Origin of the sequence: Glaciecola sp. SC05, from assembly GCF_041380235.1 — a bacterium.
Taxonomy (GTDB): Bacteria; Pseudomonadota; Gammaproteobacteria; order Enterobacterales; family Alteromonadaceae; genus Glaciecola.
In genome coordinates, this window is the sequence record NZ_JBGIYY010000012.1 from 120,951 (window position 1) to 144,795 (window position 23,845).

The 23,845-nt window shown below is 44.3% G+C and carries 16 protein-coding genes; 13 read left to right on the plus strand and 3 right to left on the minus strand.

Annotated elements, in window-relative coordinates; genetic code table 11:
• The first annotated feature begins 34 nt into the window (after positions 1-34).
• A complete protein-coding gene (locus AB9H30_RS12355) occupies positions 35-2,377 on the plus strand; it encodes a M12 family metallo-peptidase (RefSeq protein ID WP_371194977.1) in 2,343 nt (780 codons plus the stop codon).
• A gap of 68 nt (positions 2,378-2,445) precedes the next feature.
• On the opposite strand, the gene AB9H30_RS12360 is transcribed toward AB9H30_RS12355, so the two are convergent.
• Positions 2,446-3,852, minus strand: coding sequence for a mannose-1-phosphate guanylyltransferase/mannose-6-phosphate isomerase (locus AB9H30_RS12360; RefSeq protein ID WP_371195020.1), 1,407 nt, complete (start codon positions 3,850-3,852; stop codon positions 2,446-2,448).
• Between the two features lie 218 nt (positions 3,853-4,070).
• Here AB9H30_RS12360 and AB9H30_RS12365 point away from each other — a divergent pair, with 218 nt between their 5' ends.
• The 12 genes from AB9H30_RS12365 to AB9H30_RS12420 all read left to right on the plus strand — a co-directional run bounded on the left by AB9H30_RS12365 (position 4,071) and on the right by AB9H30_RS12420 (position 21,863).
• On the plus strand, positions 4,071-4,646 hold the full coding sequence (locus AB9H30_RS12365) for a heme NO-binding domain-containing protein (RefSeq protein ID WP_371194978.1): 576 nt from the start codon (positions 4,071-4,073) through the stop codon (positions 4,644-4,646).
• On the plus strand, positions 4,636-6,576 hold the full coding sequence (locus tag AB9H30_RS12370) for a response regulator (protein ID WP_371194979.1): 1,941 nt from the start codon (positions 4,636-4,638) through the stop codon (positions 6,574-6,576). The genes AB9H30_RS12365 and AB9H30_RS12370 overlap by 11 nt, the downstream gene beginning before the upstream one ends.
• Positions 6,577-6,579: 3 nt before the next feature.
• Positions 6,580-7,707 carry a PleD family two-component system response regulator gene (locus AB9H30_RS12375; RefSeq protein ID WP_371194980.1) on the plus strand — a complete coding sequence of 376 codons (1,128 nt, stop codon included), beginning with the start codon at positions 6,580-6,582 and terminating at the stop codon, positions 7,705-7,707.
• A gap of 106 nt (positions 7,708-7,813) precedes the next feature.
• Positions 7,814-8,254, plus strand: a complete 441-nt coding sequence (locus AB9H30_RS12380) for a GbsR/MarR family transcriptional regulator (RefSeq protein ID WP_371194982.1) — start codon at positions 7,814-7,816, stop codon at positions 8,252-8,254.
• A gap of 59 nt (positions 8,255-8,313) precedes the next feature.
• A complete protein-coding gene (locus tag AB9H30_RS12385) occupies positions 8,314-9,399 on the plus strand; it encodes an efflux RND transporter periplasmic adaptor subunit (protein WP_371194984.1) in 1,086 nt (361 codons plus the stop codon).
• A 1-nt stretch (position 9,400) separates the two neighbouring features.
• Complete coding sequence (locus AB9H30_RS12390) at positions 9,401-12,529, plus strand: efflux RND transporter permease subunit (RefSeq protein WP_371194985.1); 3,129 nt, start codon at positions 9,401-9,403, stop codon at positions 12,527-12,529.
• A gap of 75 nt (positions 12,530-12,604) precedes the next feature.
• Positions 12,605-13,399 (plus strand): DUF6065 family protein, encoded by a 795-nt coding sequence (locus AB9H30_RS12395; protein ID WP_371194986.1) that lies wholly within the window; start codon positions 12,605-12,607, stop codon positions 13,397-13,399.
• A 158-nt stretch (positions 13,400-13,557) separates the two neighbouring features.
• A complete protein-coding gene (locus AB9H30_RS12400) occupies positions 13,558-14,004 on the plus strand; it encodes a potassium channel family protein (protein WP_371194987.1) in 447 nt (148 codons plus the stop codon).
• A gap of 64 nt (positions 14,005-14,068) precedes the next feature.
• Entirely contained in the window at positions 14,069-15,136 is a 1,068-nt protein-coding gene (locus tag AB9H30_RS12405) for an efflux RND transporter periplasmic adaptor subunit (RefSeq protein ID WP_371194988.1), read from the plus strand.
• A gap of 33 nt (positions 15,137-15,169) precedes the next feature.
• Positions 15,170-18,226: an efflux RND transporter permease subunit gene (locus tag AB9H30_RS12410; RefSeq protein ID WP_371194989.1), complete on the plus strand. Its 3,057-nt coding sequence runs from the start codon at positions 15,170-15,172 to the stop codon at positions 18,224-18,226.
• Complete coding sequence (locus AB9H30_RS12415) at positions 18,223-19,656, plus strand: efflux transporter outer membrane subunit (protein WP_371194990.1); 1,434 nt, start codon at positions 18,223-18,225, stop codon at positions 19,654-19,656. Before AB9H30_RS12410 ends, AB9H30_RS12415 begins: the two co-directional genes overlap by 4 nt.
• A 146-nt stretch (positions 19,657-19,802) precedes the next feature.
• Entirely contained in the window at positions 19,803-21,863 is a 2,061-nt protein-coding gene (locus AB9H30_RS12420) for a putative bifunctional diguanylate cyclase/phosphodiesterase (RefSeq protein WP_371194991.1), read from the plus strand.
• Positions 21,864-21,931: 68 nt separating this feature from the next.
• Here AB9H30_RS12420 and AB9H30_RS12425 read toward each other — a convergent pair whose 3' ends face one another.
• Both AB9H30_RS12425 and AB9H30_RS12430 read right to left on the minus strand, forming a co-directional pair.
• Positions 21,932-22,351, minus strand: coding sequence for a hypothetical protein (locus AB9H30_RS12425; RefSeq protein ID WP_371194992.1), 420 nt, complete (start codon positions 22,349-22,351; stop codon positions 21,932-21,934).
• Positions 22,351-23,376 carry a hypothetical protein gene (locus AB9H30_RS12430; RefSeq protein ID WP_371194993.1) on the minus strand — a complete coding sequence of 342 codons (1,026 nt, stop codon included), beginning with the start codon at positions 23,374-23,376 and terminating at the stop codon, positions 22,351-22,353. Before AB9H30_RS12430 ends, AB9H30_RS12425 begins: the two co-directional genes overlap by 1 nt.
• Positions 23,377-23,845 lie beyond the last annotated feature (469 nt).

Sequence of the window (23,845 nt, forward strand, 5' to 3'; positions counted from 1 at the left end):
ATAAAACTAATAATTTTCCAAATTAGGAATATATATGCTCAAAACAAGAAGTAGTTGTAATACAAAATATGTCTTTGCCTTAGTGCTTTTAATGCTAATGACAGTGCCTGTTATTGCAGAAGAATTTCACGAAAAAATATTTGATGCTCAAGTAGTTAGCAACATCATATTATCAACAGGCGAAAGTGACAATAAGCGAAAGATGTTGCTTATTACTGACACAAGTGAATTGGAATTTGATCTAGAAGAGAATACACGCTTGTTGGATAAAGCCGTATTGAGTGATATTAAGTTAGAGCTTTATAAAGGCCAAATTGTCGGTAACTCTGAATCGTGGGCACGCTTTACAAATATCGGTGGTGTGGTCACCGGTGCGTATTTTGACGGTGAAAAGCTATTTATTTTGGAAGACTTAGTCTCTGCCTCAGATGATTTGAGCAACACCTTAAGTGAAAACGCAAAACTTTTCGCCAAAGGCAACACATCGCCCTCGGTAGTTATCGATGCATCTAAAATAATTAGTCGAGGTACGTGCGGGCTTCACGATCATTCTGATGTTGAAAGATTTGGATACGTGGAATATTTGAATGAATTAGATAATATGACGCAATCCACAACAATACGAGAAATTGCGATCAGTTTGGTAGCTGATGTTGAATATGTGAACGGGACATCTAACGCTACTGCAGACATGATAAGCGACCTAAATGTTGCCGACGGAATATTCAAAGAACAGCTAAATATTCAGTTTTTATTAACTGATACAACGGAGCTTTCCGATAATGGAACACTTACATCTACCAATCCTGAGACACTAATATTTGCTTTTAGAGATAGTAACTTTCCTAACCCAGGTCTACGTCACCTTTTTACCGGTAAAAATTTGAACGGCTCTACGGTTGGCATAGCATTTGTTAACTCTTTATGCCGCAACAGTTCAGTTGGCATAACACAGCGTTTTGGGGCTGCAACTGCCATAATTTTGGCACACGAATTAGGCCATAATTTTGGCGCTCCACATGACAGTGAAGGCGGCTCAGTATGTTCTAGTACGCCAAGTGGATTCATCATGTTTCCTAGTGTTAATACAAATGCAGATACGTTCTCAAGTTGCAGCGTTTCTCAGATGTTGCCAGTGATTAATAATGCGAGCTCTGGTTTCAATGCCTGTGTAAGTGAGGTTGAAATTGGATCAGCGCCTGTAATATCTTCTAATCCTAACTTAAATGCTATTGTAGGGGAGTCTTACGCCTATGACAGCGACAATCAGGTTAATGTAGATGATGCTTCTAACTTTACTTTCAACTTAGATATTGCTCCAAATGGCATGACATTAGACGATACAGGAGTAATTTCTTGGATACCAAGTGCAGATCAAATCGGCTTTAACCCGGTTCAGATAAGTGTTTCAAATGCATTCGGAAATGATACTCAGTTTTTTGAAGTAATTGTGGAACCAGTGGATGATGTGATTGATTTCTCTGAATTCTCGATAGATTCATATGGTGGTAATCAAGATGCCAATGGAAGTGCTAGTTTGGGCGAAACAAATTTTGAGCTGGTGCTAAATGGTAACACATGGAAAAGTATCGACTTAGACCTCACTGTCAATACAAACACTATCCTAGAGTTTGAGTTTTTTAGCGATGTCGAAGCCGAAATACAAGGGATTGGTTTTGATACTGATGTCTCAATTAGCAGTGCCACGTCATTTCAAATATTTGGCACGCAAAATTGGGGTATTCGAACCGTGAGTTACTCTGCAGAGGGAGCCTATCAGAGCATACGAATCCCTGTGGGTAATCTTGTCCAAGGTGACTTTAGTAAAGTGGTTTTCATCTTAGATAACGATACGAATATTTCTGATGCAAATGCAAGATTTCGGAATGTTAGGATATTTGATGAAGGTGAGGTAGTTACCGGCGATCCCATCGACTTGTCGTTATTGACCTTTGCGCCTCATATTATTGCTCAAGATATTTCTGGAACTGTTACTATTACGGATAATGGATTTGGCGTTGAGCTTGTTGGAAATCGTTGGCAAAAAGTTTTTCTTGAAACTGCTAGCATTACACCAAATACGGTTTTAAGTTTTGAGTTTAAGAGCTCTCAAATGGGTGAAATACACGGCATTGGTTTTCTACCTGAGAACTCATTAAATCAATCATTAGCATTTCAATTACTTGGAACACAAAGGTGGGGAAACAATGATTTTGCTTATTCCGGTAACGGCGAATTCCAAACCTTCACCATCCCAGTCGGCCAATACTTCACACAATCCGAAGTAGAAATGGTCTTTATTATGGATCACGATGTGTCAAACCCAACCGGGGTGAGTCATTTCAGAAATATCAGTTTGTTTGAACCCTCAAACTAGCCTGAGTAAGTATAAGACATAAAAAAGCCCGTTTATTCACGGGCTTTTTTAATTTCATCTGGGATAGCTTACTTCACCCGCCCATACCGATCCGAAAACCGCACAATATCATCCTCACCCAAATAACTCCCAGACTGAACTTCAATCAACTCAAGCGGAATCTTGCCTGGATTTTCTAGCGCGTGCACTTCACCAACGGGAATGTACACCGACTCATTCTCAGTGACTAATTGGGTCTCTTCACCTACGGTTACGCTGGCTGTGCCGCTGACTACAATCCAGTGCTCAGCTCTATGATGATGCATTTGTACTGAGAGCTTCTCGCCGGGTTTCACGCTTATACGCTTTACCTGATAGCGGGTGCCGTTATCAATAGAGTCGTAGCTGCCCCACGGGCGAAACACTTCTCTATGAAACTCAAACTCTGGTCGGTGATCGGCTTTGAGTCTATTTACCACGTTTTTGATATCTTGCACTTTATTGCGGTTTGCCACCATTACGGCGTCTTTGGTTTCAACGATTACTACGTCGTCTAAGCCGATAACCGATACTAAGCGCTGCTCAGCATTAATGTAGCTATTGTTAACGCCTTCAAGCATTACGTCGCCAATACATACATTGCCGTTGTCATCTTTATGCTTACTGGTATCCCAAAGGGAGCTCCAACTGCCCACATCATTCCATCCAGCATCTAAGCTGACCATGGCGGCACGCTCTGTTTTTTCCATCACCGCATAGTCAACCGACTCGTCAGGACATTTTGCGAACGCTTCGGCGTCTATTCTTATAAAGTCTAAGTCTGCTTCGGTCGTCGCGACAGCGGATTCGCAGGCGGCATATATGTCGGGCCGATGGGTTTTCAATTCATTTAAATACACGCTTGCCTTGAACATAAACATACCGCTATTCCAGAAGTATTGCTTTGAGTCCAAATATTTTTGCGCAGTAGCTGCATCGGGCTTTTCAACAAAGTCAGCAACCGCGAACCCTTCACCGTTAGCCGCTCCAGCCTTTATATAACCATAGCCAGTATGCGCCTCGGTAGGCACAATCCCAAAGGTCACTAAATTGTCAGCTTGGGCGAGGCTGTTGGCTTTTGCAATTGCGTTTGCAAACGCGGCGTGATCCTCAATCAGATGATCGGCGGCTAAAATTAGCAATACAGGATCATCTTCAGATTTAAGCGCCATCATTGCGGCAAGTGCAATTGCAGGAGCGGTATTTCGGCCCACCGGCTCTAGTAATATTCCACCATGCGATATGCCGGCTCTGAGCATTTGCTCTGCTGCTAAAAAGCGATGGTTTTCGTTACAAATGATAAGAGGCGCGGATATTTGCGCATTTGGTAATCTTAAAATCGTGTCTTGTAACATCGTTTTGTCAGAGGTTAGGGCTAAAAACTGTTTAGGTAGCGCCGCTCTAGACTTTGGCCATAGGCGACTTCCGGTGCCACCTGCTAAAACAATTGGCTTGATCATGTTTTTGACTTCCTTGCGTCGAATAGAATAGTTCGTTATCGGCCAATGATAACAATCTTTCAGAAAAATCAGTAGTTTTGTTGCTTTACTTTTATTTTGCGCTTAGCTAGCTCTCAAAAAAGGGTGCCGCTCTTAAAACTCCTTAAACAATGCCCCTCACGGTCGATAAAACACCATTAGGCAGTCTTGTTTGCCGGTTTTGATAAGAGGATGAAATGAGAGGATTAGTATTTACCGAATTTCTAGAAATGGTGGAGTCTGCATTTGGAGACGACATGGTAGATACGATCATAGATGTCACTCAGCCTGCATCTGGCGCGGCTTATACCTCGGTTGGTTCTTACGATTACAGTGAATTAGAAAATATGATAGCTGAACTGTCTGTGCAAACAGACATCTCCATAGCTGAGCTCCTTGAGCGGTTTGGCCGACATCTAGGCGCGGTTTTTTCAGAAAGGTACGCGCGGTTTTTTATTCAGGCCGGAAGTGCTTTGTGTTTGTTTCAACAAGTCGGTCGTCATGTTCATCGAGAAGTGAAAAAGCTGTATCCAGATGAAGAGTTGCCCGAATTTAGCTATGAAAATGCCGCAGCCGATATGCCATTTAAAATCCACTATCGTTCTGACCGCAATCTTCATATGGTGGCATCTGGGTTGATACAGGCTGCGTTTGACTATTACAGCGAGCCGCATCACATCAAAACGTCTGCATGGCAGGAGCAGCATAAATATTGCTGCACGTTCGAGTTAACTCCGTTTACTAAAGAGAGCAAACAGCCTCATGTTAGATAACGACAAATACAAAAAAAGAATTGAAAGGGAGCGTCTCGCCAGAAAAGAAGCGGAACGTTTGCTTGAAGAGAAAAGTGCCGCGCTCTATGAAAAAAACATGGAGCTTTTTGCCTTAAGTGAAAGTCTCGAAAAGCTGGTGGCCCAGCGCACCGCACAAATGCAAAATGCCAGAGACGAAGCGCTTGCAGCATTAAAAGTAAAAACCGACTTTATTGCCAATATGAGCCACGAATTGCGCACTCCAATGAACGGTGTGCTCGGAGTACTGTCGCTAATGCAAAATGAGCAGTTGAGCCCGGAGCAAACAGAGCTTTTGGGTGTGGCTGAATCATCGGGTAAGCATCTATTGGGCGTGATCAACGACATATTAGATTTTTCTAAAATTGAAGCAAATAAGATAAGCATTGAGCTGGCGCCCGTCGAAATCCGCCCTTATATTAAAGAAACCATTACCCCCTTTGTTTTGCAGGCCAAAAATAAGGGTTTAGCGGTTAATTATGCGATCGATGAAAATGTCGAGAGCATGCTCAACACCGACAAGCTCAGGCTCACTCAAATTATTACGAACCTGCTTTCGAATGCTCTTAAATTTACCCACCAAGGCGAAGTGAAGCTGACCCTTAGCAAGCTCGACGATAGCAAACATCGCTTAGTTGTCTGTGACACTGGGATTGGTATTAGCCCAGAAAATCTCAATATGGTGTTTGCCGCATTTGAGCAAGCAGATACCAGCATAACTCGGGAGTTTGGCGGCACCGGTTTGGGTATGAATATTACTAAACGTCTTGTTGATATGCTCGATGGCAATATTCATGTTGAAAGTAAACTTGGCGAAGGTACTTCGTTTATTATCGATATGCACATGCAAGCTGCCCAAATAGATTTGAATTTGGTTGCGACTCCATGTGCTTTAAAGCATACAAACAAAAAGCTTCTTGTGGTAGAAGACCACAATGTTAACCAAATGGTCGCGCAGCGCCTGCTTGAGAGCTGGGGATTTGACATTGTGCTGGCTGAAAACGGCCTCGAAGCCACGCAAATTGCAAAGCAACAGAGCTTTGACGCAGTGCTTATGGATTTACAAATGCCGATAATGGGTGGCGTTGAAGCAACGAAAATATTGCGAAAAGAGTACTTAATTGACGCAGATGTGCCGATCATCGCCATGACCGCTCACAGCAGTCAAGAGCATATCAAAGAGTGTCTACAAGCCGGTATGCAGGATCATATTTCAAAACCCCTCGATAAAGACCGATTGCTGTCGGTGCTCAACACCTACCTCAGTGCCGATATAGCAGTGACCTCAGAATCTGAGTTGCCCAGCGCTGTCTCAGCAGATATTAACATTGTACATGTTGAGATAGCGCAAAGTTTAGCCAGAGTCGGTGGCGATTGGCCATTGTTACACAGTCTGATTCAGCGGTTTTTGCACGAATTTGACGACTTTTTTACCCTATTTAGCCAAATTAAGGCCGACGGTATGTCGCAAATGGCTGTGTCGATGCTGCATAAAATAAAGGGCAGTGGCGGCAATTTAGGAATGACTACACTAGCTGAGCTTGCAGGGCATCACGAAAACCGTTTATTGCAAAGTGATACTTGGCCGAGCGAAAACGAAATTCATAATATCAGCCAGATGATTTTAGAAATTAAAGGCGAGTTCTTAGCCCTTGAAGAGCCAAAGCACCAAGCATCTGAAAAACAAAAGGTAAAGGTCAGTAAAGAGACGCTATTGACACAAATCTCCCTAGTAGAAGAGGGTATCAAGCAAGATGTGTTTGCCGCTGAGGCTGCATTAAATGAGCTATTACGTTTTGATGTAGAACCTAAATTATCGAAAGTGCTCAATACCGCTGAACTTGCGATGCAGAACTTTCACACTGAAGCCGTATTGAATGCGCTCACCCAAGCGCAACAAATGTTGGAATAAATAATGACGAAACACCGTATTTTGTTAGTAGACGACTCGCCAAATGAACTTCGCATTTTAATGGAGGTACTCAAGCACAAATATGCCATTGTAGTGGCTACCAATGGCGAGCAGGCGATCAAAATGGTCACTGAAGATAAAGACATTGAGCTTGTATTGCTAGACGTAAACATGCCAGTAATGAGCGGTTATGATACATGTAAATCTATTTTAGAGATTGCGCCGGAGTTACCGGTTTTGTTTGTATCGGCAAATGATTCAACCGACGAAATCTTAAAGGGCTTTGATGTTGGTGGGGTAGATTACTTAACTAAACCTATCGATACCAATGTAGTCGCCCGTAAGGTTGACGTTATTGTCAATGAGCGTGAGCTTTTCCAGCAGTTACAAATTGAGCATAAAAACACCTCAGACATGGTTATGTCGGTCATTGCTAGCGCAGGACACTTAGGAACCGTGCTAGGCTTTTTGCGAAGTGGACTCAAAATCAAAACTCATGAGGGCTTAGTGAGCGCCTTGTTTGACGTATTCGATAACTTAAATATGGATGTTTGCGCACAACTTAGAACATCTGCTGGGGCAATCAATCGAGCCACTAGAGGAATACTTACGCCGTTAGAGGAAGATTTACTAAACCGCGCATCTAAGATGTCTGGGCGATTTTTAGAAAAGGGTAGTCGCTATATTATCAATTTTGAAAGCGTGTCGGTGATTGTTAAAAACATGCCGATGGACAATGAAACCTTAAAAGGTGATTTACGCGACAATTTAATGATGATCTTAGAAGATACCGACGCCCTAAATCAAAAGCTTAGCAGCACTCCAAATCCTAAGCACGAATCTTCGCTGCAACAAAATGTGCGAGAGTGCGTGCAAGACGCTGCAAGCAACCTAGAGATGCTTGCAAAACAGCAGAAAAATAATCAGGCTTCTCTTGAAACGGCTATCGACGAATTGAAAGCAGAGTTTGAGAAAGCATTTTTTACATTAGGCTTATTAGAGCAACAAGAAGAAACCTTAACCGCCATTGTTGAATCGAAAGCCGAGTCTTTAAGCCAAAACGTTCGCCAGGGTGAAGAAATCGAAGATGCGATCGTTGCCGTGCAGCAGCAGTTAACACAAGTACTGTAAACTTGGGCTGACTGCTTCTTGAAATCTAACCATATAATACATTGGCTATTCATATTGTTTAATCTATACTGAACAATATAAATATAGAGTTAACTGGAAATGATAAATGGATAAGGCTGCACAAGTCACAATCGATGATTTTATCGAAAAAATGGGCCTAATTGCTCAAGCCGATGGTATTCCCCGAATAGCGGGAAAGGTCCTGGCGGCTCTGGTGATTTATGATGAACCCTTTAGTTTTTCGCAATTAAGCGAACTGCTGCAGGTGAGTCGTGGCAGTATTTCAACAAACACTCGAGTGCTGGTTAACTTGGGTATTATCGAGCGCACCACAAAGCGCGGGGAGCGACAAGATTATTTTAAACTCAAAGAAAGTCCCTATGTTAGCTTGATGCAGGGTATTCAAACACGTACCGCGCATACTGCCAGGGTTATTAGTGAAACTAAGCAACGCCTGCCTGCAGAACTCAGTGGCGCGCAGCAGCGCTTAACCGAGATGCAACAATTCTATCTGAAATTAAATCGCACCATAAAATCTCTAACCTAGCGAGTGACTATCGGCCATTTTCAATATTTACACTGACTGAGTAAGCAACAATAATCACCATGAGAAATTCATATTTAATCGCTATCGCTTTTACTGCCGTGTTCGCAATTTGGATGCTGTCAGGGCTGGTATTCAATGATGCTGAGGTAGCTGCTTCAGCGCCGCAACAAAGCGCAAATAACGCAGAAGCCGAGTTGTTTAAGGTCGCCGTGAAAACGATGAACGCACAATCTACCCCGCTTTTTATCAAAGCCAATGGACAAGTGGAGCCAAATCGTGTGGTGCAGCTACGAGCACAAACCGAAGGCCAAATAGATTTGGTGTTTGCCCGAGAGGGTGAGCATGTGGAACAAGGTGAGCTCATTGCGCGCATTGCCTTAAACGATCGCGAAATTAAACTCGCTGAGCAAAATGCTTTGTTAGAATCGCGCACCAAAACACTTGAGAGATTGGAGCGCTTAGCTCAACAAAATTATCAATCACAAAGTGAGTTAGACCGGGCTAAAGCTGATGTTAAGAGCGCGTTAGCGGCGATAGCAAATATTGAATTGGATATTGCGCATACCAATATAAGTGCGCCATTTTCTGGCACGCTTGAGAAAATGCTGGTTGAGCAAGGCGATTTTGTGCAAGTTAATGGACAGGTAGCGGTGCTGCTAGAGCAAAACCCATTATTAGTAACCTTACCGATTGCCCAGCAAGACATTAATAAAATCGCCGCTGGCGATATGGCTGATATTACCCTTGCTACAGGCGAGACGGTGACAGGCACACTGCGTTATATTTCGCCTCGAGCGAATGCCCAAACGCGTACCTTTGAAGTTGAAATCGAAATTGACAATAGCGATGGCAAACTGCGAAGCGGCATGAGTGCTACTGCCAAAATTAAAACCGGCGAAGTGGCTGCGCATCTTATTTCTCCTGCGCTGTTTTCTTTAGGAAGCGAAGGCCAAGTTGGTGTAAAACTGCTTGATGAGCAAGACATCGTGCGCTTTTACCCGGTTGATATATTACAAAGTGCCAGCGGCGGGGCTTGGGTGAGCGGCTTACCCGCAAGCGCAAGAATCATCGTAAGCGGCCAAGGTTTTGTAGCAAGCGGCAACAAAGTCAGAGTAGAGATAGCCACACCAAGCGCGGGCAGTTAGCATGTATAAAATAATTGATGCGGCTTTTACACGTGCTCGCAGCATTTCACTGATTTTTGTGATGTTGATCATTGCCGGCGCCAGTGCTTACGTATCTATTCCCAAAGAAGCAGAGCCAGACGTTGCAATACCCATCATCTATGTGTCGGTGGTATACGACGGCATTTCTCCTGAAGATTCTGAGCGCTTGCTGATTCGCCCTCTTGAAAAAGAACTGCAGTCTATCGAAGGCCTGCGCGAGATGCGCGCAACCGGCTCTCAAGGCTTTGCATCGGTAACCCTTGAATTTGATGCGGGCTTTGATGCAGACAAAGCACTGCAAGACGTAAGAGAAAAAGTCGATATTGCCAAAGCAGAGTTGCCTGCAGGTAGCGAGGAGCCTCGGGTCACAGAGGTGAACCTTTCATTATTTCCGGTCCTCACGGTGATTTTATCGGGCGATCTACCGGAGCGCGCATTGGTGAATATCGCTAAAAATGTGAAAGACCAAATAGAGGCACTATCGGGCGTACTAGAGGTCGACATTGGCGGCGAGCGCGAGGAGTTACTGGAAGTCATCATCGACCCTGCAGCTCTTGAAACCTACAATCTGTCGTTTACCGAAGTGTTCAATTTTGTTAATGCAAACAATCGTCTGGTTGCCGCTGGTGCGATTGATACCGGTGCAGGCCGCTTAGTATTCAAGGTGCCCGGCGTAATTGAAACGATGGAAGATTTGTCGACCCTCCCGGTAAAAAGGGTGGGCGATAACATTGTGACTTTTGCTAACGTCGCCAGCATTCGTCGTACCTTCAAAGATCCAAGTACCTTTGCGCGTATTCAAGGACAGCCTGCCTTAGCTCTTGAGGTGAAAAAACGTTCAGGTGCAAATATTATTGAGACGGTCGAGCAGGTACGAGTAATTGTTACCCAAGCCCAAAGCGCATGGCCAAGCACCGTCAAAGTGACCTACCTGCAAGACAAATCGGATCAAATTAAAAGCATGCTTGGCGATTTAGAAAACAATGTGATCACCGCCATCGTGTTAGTGATGATAGTGATTGTAGCAGCCCTCGGCTTTAGGCCTTCAATATTGGTTGGTTTGGCAATACCGGGGTCGTTTTTAGCGGCGATGATGGTGATTCATTTCTTGGGTTTAACCTTAAACATTATCGTGCTGTTTAGTTTAATTTTAGTGGTCGGTATGCTTGTAGACGGGGCCATTGTGACTATCGAATTAGCCGATCGCTATATGCAAGATGGGGAATCGCCCAAGACCGCATTTGCCTCGGCCTCAAAGCGTATGTCTTGGCCAATTATCGCCTCTACCGCAACCACTTTGGTGGTGTTCGCCCCGCTATTAGTTTGGCCAGGTTTGGTTGGCGAGTTTATGAAGTATTTGCCGCTCACCGTAATTATTACTTTGGGTGCTTCGTTGTTTATGGCGCTTATTTTTATTCCTGTATTGGGCAGCGTGCTTTTCTCTAGCAAGCGTTTTTCGATAAAAAATAAGAATAGAGCAAACAGTAATGCCGATATTCACGCCGCCGAGAGTGGGGATTTAGCCAGCATTTCTGGCTGGGTGGGACGTTATTTAATCCTGCTTAACAAGCTATTAGATCATCCTGGAAAAAGCGTGCTGAGCGCAGTTGTGGTGCTGGTGCTGGCATATGGTGCTTACTTTTCCTTAGGTAAGGGGGTCGAGTTCTTTCCAACATTGGAGCCTGAATTTTTACAGGTTCAGGTTCAAGCAAGAGGCGATCTGTCAATACTTGAGCGCGACTTGCTGGTTAAGCAAGTCGAAGATGTAGTGCTGTCGCAGGCGCATTTTGATTCGGTTTATACCAAGACATTGGGCGCTGGCATGCAGTCGCAGTCTGATATGCCAGAGGACGTAATTGGCGTGATCCAGCTCGATTTGTCTGACTGGCGCACACGTCCAAAAGCAGCAAGCTTAGTTGAAACAATACGTACAAAAGTTAACGATATACCCGGTATCAAAGTGCAGGTAAGAGAGCAAGAAACAGGGCCGTCGGCAGGAAAACCCGTGCAGCTTAACGTTAACTCGCAAAATGGCGACGCGCTTAGCCCCGCGGTGGAGCACATATTACGCTTGATGGACGAAATCGGCGGTTTTGTAGATGTCGAAGACTCACGACCTTTACCTAGCATTGAGTGGCGCCTAAAAGTAAATCGAGAACTCGCTGCTAAGTTTGAAGTAGATGTAGGCCTGCTGGGTAATGCTGTGACTCTTATTACGAACGGTGCACTGCTGGCAGAGTATCGCCCCGACGATGTTGAAGACGAAGTAGAGATTCGATTGAGGTTCCCTGAGCAAAATCGCAATTTAGACCAACTGTATGCCCTGACCATTCCCACCAATCAAGGACTGGTGCCGATTCGCAACTTTGTTAGCTTTGAGCCTGCACAAAAAATGGGACGGGTTACCCGCGTAGACAGTGAAAGAGGAATGTCGATTAAAGCCAGTGTTGAAGATGGCCTGCTCGCCGATGCACAAGTCAAAAAGTTAAGAGCGGCGCTTGCTGAACAACCATTGCCGTCTTTGGTGAAGGTTAAATTTAAAGGCCAAGATGAAGACTCTCAAGAAGCCATGTCCTTTTTGACCAATGCATTTATTGGGGCAATATTTTTGATGCTGGTGATACTGCTGACTCAGTTCAATAGTTTTTATCAGGCATTTATTGTGCTAAGTGCCATTGTTTTTTCAACTGCCGGCGTGCTCTTAGGCTTAATCGCGACGGGCCAAGCGTTTGGGATCGTGATGGGTGGCATTGGCGTGATTGCCTTGGCTGGCATCGTAGTAAACAACAACATTGTATTAATCGATACATATAACGACCTAAAATCAAAAGGCATGCAAACAAAAGAAGCAATTCTGCGCACATCTGCTCAGCGCATAAGACCGGTGTTGTTGACCTCTATCACGACTATTTTAGGCTTGTTGCCCATGGTCTTTGCCCTGACGATTAATATCATAGATAGAGACATCTCCGTTGGAGCCCCATCGGCGCAGTGGTGGACAATGCTTTCGAGCACAATTGCCGGTGGCCTGAGCTTTGCAACGGTCCTGACACTTTTAGTTACGCCAAGCTTATTAATGTTGGGAGATAAGATAAGCAAGCGTAAATAATATTTTAGTGCTTGTTGAATACTGCTGGCTTAGGTATGTTTAGGTATAGATTCCGCCATTTACCTAATCGTTGCCATGACATCACCTATTCCAGTCCCAGAAAATAAGATCATAGCCTACGTTGTCCCAGGCGTTAATCAAGACGTCAGTCAGTCAATTCGTCCATGTAAAATAACGCGTGACTGGATGGACGATACACCAGCCCGATATGCCTATCGCTGTATTCCACTTACCGCTGCAAACAGTATGGGTTGGGAGATCCTTAATCCAGTAGATACTGAGGTGGTCTGGACCGGCAAAGAGCAGGGCGATCAACTGCATTTTAAAGTGTCGCGGGCAGACCCCTTTGCAGCACGGCCACATTTTGGCTCCGGTACTATTACCTGGTATGTGCCCTTTGTTTTTCGAACGCCCCCCGACTATGGTTTGATCATCACCGGCCCTGCTAATCAAGATAAGGCTAATGTGGTGCCCCTTGATGCATTTGTACGCACCGACTGGCTGCCGTTTCCATTCACCATGAACTGGCGGATGACTCAAGCCGACAAAAAAGTCGTTTTCAAAGCAGGCGAGCCTATATGCCGAATATTTCCTTATCCGCTCGCCTTGTTAAACGAGATGAAAATGGAAATTCGAGATCTTGCAGATGACCCTGGATTTATGCAGCAAGTTCAGCAATGGGAGCAAGAGCGAGCCGGAAATTATCAAAAGCAGCAAGAAGCTGAAAAACAGTGGGCTGACGAGGGCCGCAAACCGGAGTTAAAAGAGCTCTGGAATTCTCAGTATGCAAAAGGCAAAGGCGCGCAAAGCAATGAAGTACCTCATCAAAATTTCTTTAAATGCGCCGAGCCAGAGAATTTTAGAAAATAACGAACGTACTTTTATCAGGAACGTTCAAGCATTATGAAGCTCGTTGAACTGAGTTTGCTAACCATGGTTTATCCTATAGTATTGTCAGGTAAGCGAAATTCAATATTTGAGAAAGCTACAGAGCGTCAGGAAAGCGTCCGCTTTGATAAAGAGATTTTATGCTAGAGCAAATAGTAATAGGTTCATTTGTAATCTGCGGTACGGTGTTTATTCAGGCCGCGTGTATTAGTTCCTTGACTGCATTACTGCAGGGCTTGTCGTCATGGATATATGCAGAAAGACATTTTATAAAGAACACATGGATCCTCTCGCTAATTGTGCTATGGCTGGTAATTGGGCTGGTGATCACCTCATGGCTATGGTCGGCGGTGTATATGTACCTTGATGTTTTTGATACCTTAGAAGAAGCCTGGTACTTTTCAATTGTGACTTTCGCGACACTTGGTTATGGTGACATTGTGCTTGATACAAACTGGCGAATTTTAAGCAGCATGACCGCCCTTAATGGTTTGATTTTAGTCGGTCTTAATACCGCTTATCTTGCGCAAACCTTTGCGAACATTCGGTCTAGGCAGCCACACCCGGAACATCATGGCAAGGATTGATAATTCGAATATAAGAAGAGCTATCTGTAAGCTCACCCTAAATTAGAATAAAAAGGAAAATTTGATGAAATTTAATTCGAGCTGGCGCCTGTGTGCTGCCGCATTATCTTTAATGGCCATATCAGCTTGCAGTGAGCCGGAGCCGGTGGTGAAAGCTGAAGTCGTTCGTCCCGCCAAACTCATTGAAGTGAAGGCTGTTGATAACATCAAAGAGTACCGATTTCCTGCGGTGGTTGAGGCACTCAGTTCTAAAGATTTAGTTTTTCAGCAAAGTGGCCAAATCATCGTGCTAAATGTTCGCGAAGGCGACCAAGTAAAACAAGGCCAAGTGATTGCTGAACTCGATAGACGTGTGTATCAAAACCAGCTTGATGCGGCGCAGACGCAGTTAGATACTGCCAAAATAGAATTTGAGCGTGCGCAGAGGTTGATGGCTGCAGATGCCATCGCAAAAAGCATCTTCGATCAGCGAGAAAGTAATTACAACGTGGCGATTACCGGCTTTGACAACGCAAAAAAAGCATTGGAAGACACTCGACTACTCGCTCCTTTTTCAGGCCTTATTGCAAATACTTATGTAGATGAGCTTGATGCGGTAACACCTGCTAGCCCCATTGCAACTATTCAAACCGCTGGCCCCGCCGAGGCGAAAGTGAAAATCCCCGCTAGCTTAGTCTCGCATATCAAACAAATTACGCCAGTTGAAACCTACGTTATTCTCGACTCTGACGGAACCCAGCCTTTACCCGCTTCAATGGTAGGGGCAATTGGCTTAGCCGATGAACGCTCGCAAACCTTCGAAGTGAGTTTTAAGTTTACGCCTTTAGAAGGTATGACAGTATTTCCGGGTATGACGGGTGTTGTGGTATCGAGGCTAGCATTTACTGATGAGGCTGGAAATATAGGCAAAATCTTTGTGCCAATGGGCGCTGTGCTGTCTGATGCTAATGGCCAATATGTGTGGGTAGTAGATAAAGCCACTTACAAAGTATCTAGACGAAATGTTGTAGTGGGTGAGTTAGCAGGGGATACCATTGCAATCAATACGGGCTTAAGAAACGGCGATACTATTATCGGAGCGGGTGGTGCTTCTTTGCAAGAGGGCACCAAAATTCGCCCGCTTGAAAGTTAAACTTAATTGCAAAAATAAGAAAAGGAAAACCTGATGAATATAGGTATTTTTGCAATAAAGAATCGCTTGATCACGATGTTGGTGATCCTCGCATCTTTAGTTGCTGGTTGGAATGCATATCAAACCATGCCCCGCTTTGAAGATCCCGAGTTTACCATTCGTACCGCCGTGGTTATTACGCCATACCCGGGTGCGACGCCGTTAGAAGTGGCTAATGAAGTCACAGAACCCCTAGAATCAGCTATTCAGCAACTGCAAGAAGTAGACGAAATTACCTCTACCTCACAAGCTGGCTATTCACGAATCGAAGTCGATATCAAATACGAGTTCTCTAAGTCAAAAGAGTCTTTATCAAGTATTTGGTCTAAGTTACGTAACAAAATCAATGATGCGCAAGGCCAGTTGCCTCCGGGGGCCCTTGAGTCAATCGTCAATGATGACTTTGGTGATGTGTACGGCGTTTATTATTTAATTACCGGAGACGGTTACACCCAAAAAGAGTTATTTGATTATGCTGATGGTTTACGCACAGAGTTACTAGCTGTTGACGGCGTTGCTAAAGTGGTTCTCTCAGGCGTGCAAGATGAAGTTATTTATATCGAGATCACCAGAGAAAGAGCTGCAGCTCTTGGTCTATCTGTTGATAAAATTTACCAAGACTTAGCCTTGCAAAATTCTGTGGCATCTGCCGGAGATGTGCAGGTAGGTAACCGTCGATTGGTAATACAGCCCACTGGCAGTATCGATTCTGTTGAAGAGCTTAAAAACATTGTTGTGTCGACCGACAATGAAGGCACCTTAGTGTATCTTCAAGATGTGGCGACCATCACGCGTGAATACAAAACCCCTATTGTTGAAGAGTTGCGTTATAACGGCAAGCCCGCCATTGGCTTGGGTATTTCCAACGTTACCGGCTCAAATGTGGTTGAAATGGGCTTGTCGATTGACCAGCGCCTGTCAGAATTAGAAAACCAACGCCCTATCGGCGTGGAAGTAAATGAATACTATCACCAAGGTAAGGTGACTCAATTAGCGGTAGATAACTTTGCTCTCAACGTGTTTGCAGCATTGGCTATCGTGTTAGTGACCTTGGTGTTTTTCATGGGCATTAAATCGGCGGTGATCATTGGTGCAGTGCTGTTATTTACCATCGCCGCGACGCTGGCAACCATGGATATGGCAGGCATCCCAATGCATCGTATTTCTCTTGGTGCGCTGATTATTGCGCTGGGCATGCTGGTGGATAACGCTATTGTGGTGACCGAGGGGATACTAGTGGGTACCCAAAAAGGCGAAGATAAAATGAAAGTGGTCAAGACTATTATTGACCGTTCAATTTGGCCTCTTCTGGGCGGCACGCTGGTTGGTATTCTTGCCTTTGCTCCGATTGGATTTTCGCCGGGAGATACTGCTGAATACACCGGGCATTTATTCTGGGTGGTGATGATTTCTCTGCTTTATAGCTGGTTATTTGCTATCACTATTGTACCGTTTTTGGGCAATATCATGTTTAAACAAGGCGTACCGTCTAACGAAGAACAAAAAGACGGCAAGTTTTTGGCCGCCTATAAAACCCTTATGAGAAAAATATTAAGAGTACGCTGGATTGCCATTTTGGGCGCGGCGGGCTTGTTTGTAGTATCGGTATGGGGTTTTCAATTTGTGAAATCTGGATTTTTCCCAGCCTCTACCACCGAGCAAATCGTAGTCGATTATTGGTTGCCACAGGGAACCGATATTTCTCAAACTCAACAAGATATGTTGGAACTTGAAGAATTTGTGACTCAGGTCGAAGGCGTGACTGATGTGCAGACGCTTATTGGTAAAGGTGCTATGCGCTATATGCTGGTTTACTCTGGTGAAGCAAATAACTCGTCATACGGTCAATTTTTGCTGAAGACTGAAAGCTATGAAATGATCACCGACATAATGCCTAAAATTCAATCCCATTTTGATGAAAACTATCCTGATGCATTGACCAAAGTCTGGCAGTTTCAGCTTGGCCCGGGTGGCGGTTCAAAAATAGAAGCGGAGTTTTATGGCCCCGATCCAAAGGTGCTCAGAGAGCTTGCCGAAGAAGCAAAAGCGATTATGCGCGCCGAAGGTGCCATTGCGGTAAAAGATGACTGGCGTCAGCCGGTGAGTATTATTGAACCGGTGTATTCGTCTAATCGCGGCAGACGCTTGGGGATCTCCAAAGAAGACTTTTCAAAAGCGTTATTAACGAATTACTCTGGTAAGCAAGTAGGGGTGTATCGTGAAGGCGTTGACTTAATTCCTATTGTTGCAAGAGCGCCAATTTCTGAGCGTGAAGATGCTAGTTCAATCGGTCAAGTTCAAATTATTAGTCCCGCCACTGGCGTTGCTGTGCCAGTTGAGCAAGTCGTGGATGAAACCCGCGTAGTATGGCGAGATGGCTTGGTGTTGAAGTCTGACAGGGTGCCGCGTATCAAAGCCCAATCTGATCCAGCCGACGGTGTAATGGCAGGCGAGCTATTTACCCAAATTCGCCCTCAGGTAGAAGCGATGGAGTTGCCCCCCGGCTACCGCTTAGATTGGGGCGGCGAGTATGGCAGTAGCAAAGAAGCAAATGAAAACCTTGCCAGTGTTATCCCGCTTGGATTCTTATCTATGGTCTTGGTAGTGGTGCTTTTGTTTAATGCCCTGCGCCAGCCTTTAGTTATTTGGCTAACCGTTCCTCTTGCCCTTATTGGCGTTGTATTCGGATTAGTTGTTACCGGCACGCCATTTGAATTTATGGCCATACTAGGTTTGCTCTCGTTGTCGGGTTTGCTTATTAAAAACGCGATAGTACTGGTCGATCAAATGGATATCGAAATTGCAGAAGGTAAAGCGCGTTTTGATGCTATTGTCGATTCTGCAGCCAGCCGCGTAAGGCCAGTCATGATGGGCGCAATTACCACGATACTGGGTGTTATTCCGCTGTTTGGCGATGCATTCTTTAAATCAATGGCGGTAGTGTTGGTATTTGGTTTAACCTTCGCGACGATTCTAACCCTACTGGTTGTGCCTGCCTTGTATGCCGTTATCTTTAGAGTGAAAAATTCAGAAACTGAGGTGAATCAATGAGACGCAATGCACCAGGAATCCACGCGATGAGTTTGACTAAAGTCGCCTGCGCGCTGGTTGTCGCGGCAACGCTATCTGGCTGCACTACCAGTTCACTAGTGAGAACCGAAGAGGCACGCGAAGCATCCCGCTCCAGCCTTCCAGAACTCCCTCAAGCTTTTGCTACGGCACAGCAGAACATTGGCGATGTAAATGTTAGCTGGCTTGAAAAACTCAACGATCCGTTGCTAACTAAACTGGTAATTGAAGCGCAGCAAAATAACCCGAATTTACAAGTGTTAGCGGCCAATATTGAAGCCTCTCGCGCACTAGCCGACCAAGCGGGTGCTTCGTTAAGCCCCACGGTAGGAGCGGGCATTAGTACCGGCATTGGCGGCAATATAAGTGACAGTGCGGTAAGTAAGATTAATGTCGGTTTAGAAGCCAGCTGGGAGCTTGATTTGTGGGGGAGAATTCGCTCAGGTGAGTTAGCTTCTGAAGAAAATTTAGCGTCAGTTGAAGCCGACTATTTGTTTGCTCAGTATTCTTTAGCGGCTAACGTGGCCCGAGCTTACTTTTTAGCCATTGAAGCCAATCAACTTGAGCTTATTGCTAATTCGACCATCGGTGTATTGGAGGAAACCCACCGCATCGTTACCGTTCAGGTAGAAAACGGCATTGGCGACCAGGGTGATTTGTCGTTGGTTAAAACCGACCGCGCCAATGCACAAGATAGTTTGGTTTCAAGCAAAGCGGCTCAACGTTCGGCATCGCGCTCACTAGAGCTACTGTTGGGACGTTACCCAAGCGCTGAGCTCACTGTGGATAGTTTGTTACCAATAGTACCTGCTTCCCCTCCTGCCGGTCTGCCATCTGAACTATTAGAGAGAAGACCCGACTTGGTCGCCGCAGAACGACGAATTGCCGCCGCATTTAATCAAATTGATGCCGCGAAAGCGGCAAAATTACCCGCGCTGTCACTCAGCGGTACGCTTGGTGGGGCATCAAATGCCTTGTCGAACATACTCAACCCTGTGAATCTTGCTTGGCAAGCTGCCTCAAGTTTAATGGCTCCGCTGATTGATGGTGGTGCTTTAGATGCACAGGTAGATATTAGGACTGCTGAACAAGAGGCTGCGGTTGCAAACTATGCACAAGCGGCCTTAAACGCCTTCAACGACGTCGAAACATCACTAGACGCAAGCCAAGTAGTCGAGCAACGCAAAGAGGCCTTGACGGTCGCCTTGGATGAATCAAAGCGCGCGCTTAGAATTGCTGACCTACAGTATAAAGAGGGTGAAATTGGCTTGTTAGACGTGCTGCTGATTCAACAGCGGGTATTTGCTGCCCAGCGCAACTATGCGTCGATTAATAGATCTGCTTTGATCCAATATATTGATTTGAATTTGGCCTTAGGCGGCGGTTGGGAGCCGCCTGCTGCCGGTGATTAGCGCGTTAATAAGTAATATTGTAGTGGCGAGCGAATAGTTGGTAATTCTCATTTTAGTATTTTTTGAAATACTTGGTACGAAAACTGTATAAGTTGTTAATTAACCATTAGCTATATGATGTGAGTCAATAACCCAACGGACGCCATATGCTTTTTAAATCTATTCGATCATCTATCGCTGCGTTGACGAGTTTTTCGATTGTATTGGCTTGCGTGGCAGTCATCGCCGTATCACTTTCTGTGTACGAAGAATTATATTTAGATTCAGTGAAAAAAGACCTAGACGGTTTATCATCAAATTTGGCCAACGATTTACTGTCTATTGTGTCTGCTGACATCCCAGACGATTTTGAACTCACAACGTCTTTATTACGCCTCGATAGATACGAAAACGTGAAGTTCGCTGCGATATTAGATAAAGATTATCAAACCAAGGAACTCTATGGCGGCAAGTCGCTCAACTCTATGGACGAAATCACGAATCGACTTAACACGCTAGAAAACTCAGAGATCAAGCTCGGTGTGGGTGTTTCCGAAGGTGAATTAATTGCATTTAAACAGATAGGCGAAATTTCCCTTCCTCAGGGTTATTTGTTGATTGTCAATGATGTGATGACGCCGCTTGCTCAAAGCAAGGAAACGCTTTTATATCGAGTGTTGCCGCTAGCAACTCTGATTATTTTGATTGGCATATTTGTATCAGCTTGGCAAAACTATCGGATGTTAAACCCGCTCAAACAACTTGCCGAATTAGCACGAAAAATTAAGCGTACTAATGATTATTCAATCAAGCTTGAAATCGAAGGTAAACGCGAAGTCAAAGACTTGTCAGACGAAATTAGCAGTATGATGAGCACCATTGATGAAGAGTCAACTAAAAACAAAGCCTACACAGAACAACTTAAAAATCAACGCCAAGCAATGGAGCATATGGCAAACTACGATTCGCTGACAGGTTTGCCAAATCGTCCTAACTTTTTGTCATTACTAGACAAAGTGCTCGCAGCATCTAAAACCGCTGATATTAATCCTGCGCTTTTATATTGCGATTTAGACGGATTCAAAGCCGTGAACGATTTGCATGGCCATGAGATTGGGGACAAACTGCTAATTGAAGTGAGTGAAAGACTGAAAAGTTATTTGTTGGAAAATGACGTAGTGTCTCGACTTGGTGGCGATGAGTTTTTAATTCTTTTAGCTGATTCTAAAAATCAAAATACACTTATAAGCCTCGCTGAAAAAATAGTCGCTGGCTTGGGCGAGCCTTTTGAAATAAATGGATGGGAAGTAAATATCAGCGTGAGCGTCGGCATTTCATATGCTAAACAGTCCGACTATGATGCGACGCGTCTAATTGCAAATGCCGATATTGCGATGTATCGGTCTAAAGTCACAGGGAAAAATACCTACGCAATTTTTGAAGCAAATATGATGAGCGCGAATAAACGTCGTATCGATATTGCTAACGCGATCCCACATGCTATTAAAGACAATGAATTTGAATTGCATTATCAACCAAAGGTAGACAAGCATGAAAACGTACTTGGCTTTGAGGCACTTATCCGATGGAATAGTGCAGAATTAGGATTTATTTCTCCAGTAGAATTTATCTGTATAGCTGAGCAAAGCGGTAAGATAAATATGATTACTCAATGGGTTATCAATAAGGTATGCGAAAACCTCAAGCCCCTACAGGATAGGTATGGCAAGCATATTGTTGTTGCGCTCAACTTATCAGCAAATGATCTTAAAGAACCACATCTTTTAAGCTGCATCCATAAAGCGTTTAAACAACACTCAGTGCGCCCACAGTCTATTGAATTTGAGGTAACTGAATCTGCTCTACTAGAAAATTTTGAACAAGCTAATTTCTTTTTTGATCAACTAGCGTTAATGGGCTGTTCGGTTGCCTTAGATGATTTTGGGACGGGGTATTCGTCTTTAAGTTATCTCACAAAAATCAAGCTGAACACCTTAAAAATAGACAAGCAGTTTATTGACGGAATAGGCGTATCTAAAAGCACAACCCTGATTACCAAGACAATCGTTGAAATGGCAAAAAATCTTAGCTTGAAGGTATGCGCTGAAGGTGTCGAAACAGAAGAACAAAAAGCGTTTTTACTGAGTATTAACTGCGAGCAATTACAAGGATATTTGTTTTCAAAGCCGCTGCCTTTAGAAAAACTAATTGCCCAGGTATCGGCCTAAGACTAATAAAAGAAGAAACGAAGTGCCATAGATACGCGCGTACGTATTTATGGCATTCGCTGTGTATTCTATTCTGCGGTGAAGATGACCTTTAGCCCTTCTGGGATAGGGTGGTCTGAGGGCAAGTAACATACCGAGCCTTCATTTTCTAAAACGTATTCTATGAGCAATACTTTGTCATCAAATTGTTTAGGTGGTTTTTTACGACCGGAGAAGCGCATTTGCGCCCAATAAGATTGAATGCGTGCTTCAGTTAAACCAACCACTTTGGTATTAAACACGACTCTAAGGTCATTTTTCGGTGACAATTCAACTGCCCTTAAATTTTCAGGTAAGCTGCCGCCCAAAAACAAGTTGCGCACCTGTTGCTTGGTTAGCTGCATCTCACTGTCGATATTTGCTACCACCAAAACTGTGGTTTGTGCTGAAGCGCTGTGAGCCCATAGCGCGAACATTATGAAATAGAACAAACGAATGATTGTTTTCATCAGAATACCCACTCCATACCAACCTGCAACAATTCTGCATTTGAGAATGTACCTGCTCCCAACCGTTCGCCATTTTGCGAAAATGTAAATTGCTCTTCTCTTGTAAAAGTAAGATCGACCTTAAAGGCGATGTTAGTCCGAAAGTCATACCTCAGTCCAAGTGATGTAGTCTCTAAGTCGGGTAGCGAGATGCTGCCCTGCACTACGTCGAGTTGCTGTGCCAAAAAGTCTAACTGAGGATCAATTCCCAATGGGATTTCGTTGGGCGCGGTAGCGTTTTTCGACTTACTTTTACCCAGCGTTGCATGTGCCACGAATGGATAAAAGTTATACCCCACGCTGATATAATAGCTATTTGTTCTTTCTATAAAAAATGCGGATGAGTTTAACTGCGAGAATTCAATTCGGGCGAAGTAATCTACGTTTTCCCACCCAGCACTTAGCTGTCGAATAATTGCTGTGTCATTGATTTCTATGGACTTAGCTGAATTGGCGAAGCCAAGCTGTCTAAGCGTCTGAGCAAAAGGTTGCAAATCGTCAAGGCCGACTGATGCTGCGGCACGATGATAAGATGCACGAAAATTGAATTGGCCGACGTATGCGGAGCCAGTAATTCCTGCTAAGTCTCTTACCTCTATATCGAAGTCTCTATTTGTAAAGTTTACTTCGCCGTTGAACTCACCATAGTACGCGTCGATCGCACCTGAGAAAGAGTGTGTAGAAAACTCATAGGTTCCTAATAGACCGTCATAATCGGTAAACAAGAAACTGTCGTAGACAACTAAGGGAAGAGAAATCCAAGGGTAGGCAAAGCCTACATCTATGGCTTCAGAAAATTGAAAAAGTGGTATTCGTTGTCGTCCTAGCTTGAAGCTTAGACCATTCGTTGGGCGGTAGTCTAAGTAAAGCCATTGAAGCTCGCTGTCGCGATCATCACTTGCCCTTAATACTGCCTGAGCAATGACGTGAAGTTTGTCGGTTAAAGTAGCGTCTGCTCTTAAACCCAAAAGTGACTCGGGTTTCAAGCTTAGGCTGTCGTCATACCCATAAAAAGCGGTTTCGTCATCATTTAAATAGCCGCCAACGATTCTGGCAAAGCCTGAAAACTTTATTGTTTCGTCGTCTTCGCTAGCAAAAGTTTAAAAAGATAGTAATGAACCCCATAGCATACTAACGACTATGAATTTGACAAAAAGGAGCTTTGTTCGCATGTGTAAACTTTCCCGAAATAGTGTTAAGCAAACTTGAATTCAACATGTCAGTCGAAGCGCTAAGCTTTTCATTCGCTTCAAAGGAGCAAAACGTAATGCAGGGCAGTCATTTTCGAAAGTATCAGAAAATGACTGCCCTGATTTATCAGCCGTTTTCATTTTATCGCCAAATTTTCACAGATCTTTAATGAGACTCGTTGCATAGACAAAGCAAAGTTGACCTGCCAAATGTCATGCAAAATACATCGACATGTTATCTCATCAGACTTATCCCTTAATAAGG

Coding starts and splice junctions, on each gene's coding strand:
- AB9H30_RS12355 (WP_371194977.1), top strand. CDS start 35: ATGCTCAAAACAAGAAGTAGTTGTAATACAAAATATGTCTTTGCCTTA.
- AB9H30_RS12365 (WP_371194978.1), top strand. CDS start 4,071: ATGAGAGGATTAGTATTTACCGAATTTCTAGAAATGGTGGAGTCTGCA.
- AB9H30_RS12370 (WP_371194979.1), top strand. CDS start 4,636: ATGTTAGATAACGACAAATACAAAAAAAGAATTGAAAGGGAGCGTCTC.
- AB9H30_RS12375 (WP_371194980.1), top strand. CDS start 6,580: ATGACGAAACACCGTATTTTGTTAGTAGACGACTCGCCAAATGAACTT.
- AB9H30_RS12380 (WP_371194982.1), top strand. CDS start 7,814: ATGGATAAGGCTGCACAAGTCACAATCGATGATTTTATCGAAAAAATG.
- AB9H30_RS12385 (WP_371194984.1), top strand. CDS start 8,314: ATGAGAAATTCATATTTAATCGCTATCGCTTTTACTGCCGTGTTCGCA.
- AB9H30_RS12390 (WP_371194985.1), top strand. CDS start 9,401: ATGTATAAAATAATTGATGCGGCTTTTACACGTGCTCGCAGCATTTCA.
- AB9H30_RS12395 (WP_371194986.1), top strand. CDS start 12,605: ATGACATCACCTATTCCAGTCCCAGAAAATAAGATCATAGCCTACGTT.
- AB9H30_RS12400 (WP_371194987.1), top strand. CDS start 13,558: ATGCTAGAGCAAATAGTAATAGGTTCATTTGTAATCTGCGGTACGGTG.
- AB9H30_RS12405 (WP_371194988.1), top strand. CDS start 14,069: ATGAAATTTAATTCGAGCTGGCGCCTGTGTGCTGCCGCATTATCTTTA.
- AB9H30_RS12410 (WP_371194989.1), top strand. CDS start 15,170: ATGAATATAGGTATTTTTGCAATAAAGAATCGCTTGATCACGATGTTG.
- AB9H30_RS12415 (WP_371194990.1), top strand. CDS start 18,223: ATGAGACGCAATGCACCAGGAATCCACGCGATGAGTTTGACTAAAGTC.
- AB9H30_RS12420 (WP_371194991.1), top strand. CDS start 19,803: ATGCTTTTTAAATCTATTCGATCATCTATCGCTGCGTTGACGAGTTTT.
- AB9H30_RS12425 (WP_371194992.1), bottom strand. CDS start 22,351: ATGAAAACAATCATTCGTTTGTTCTATTTCATAATGTTCGCGCTATGG.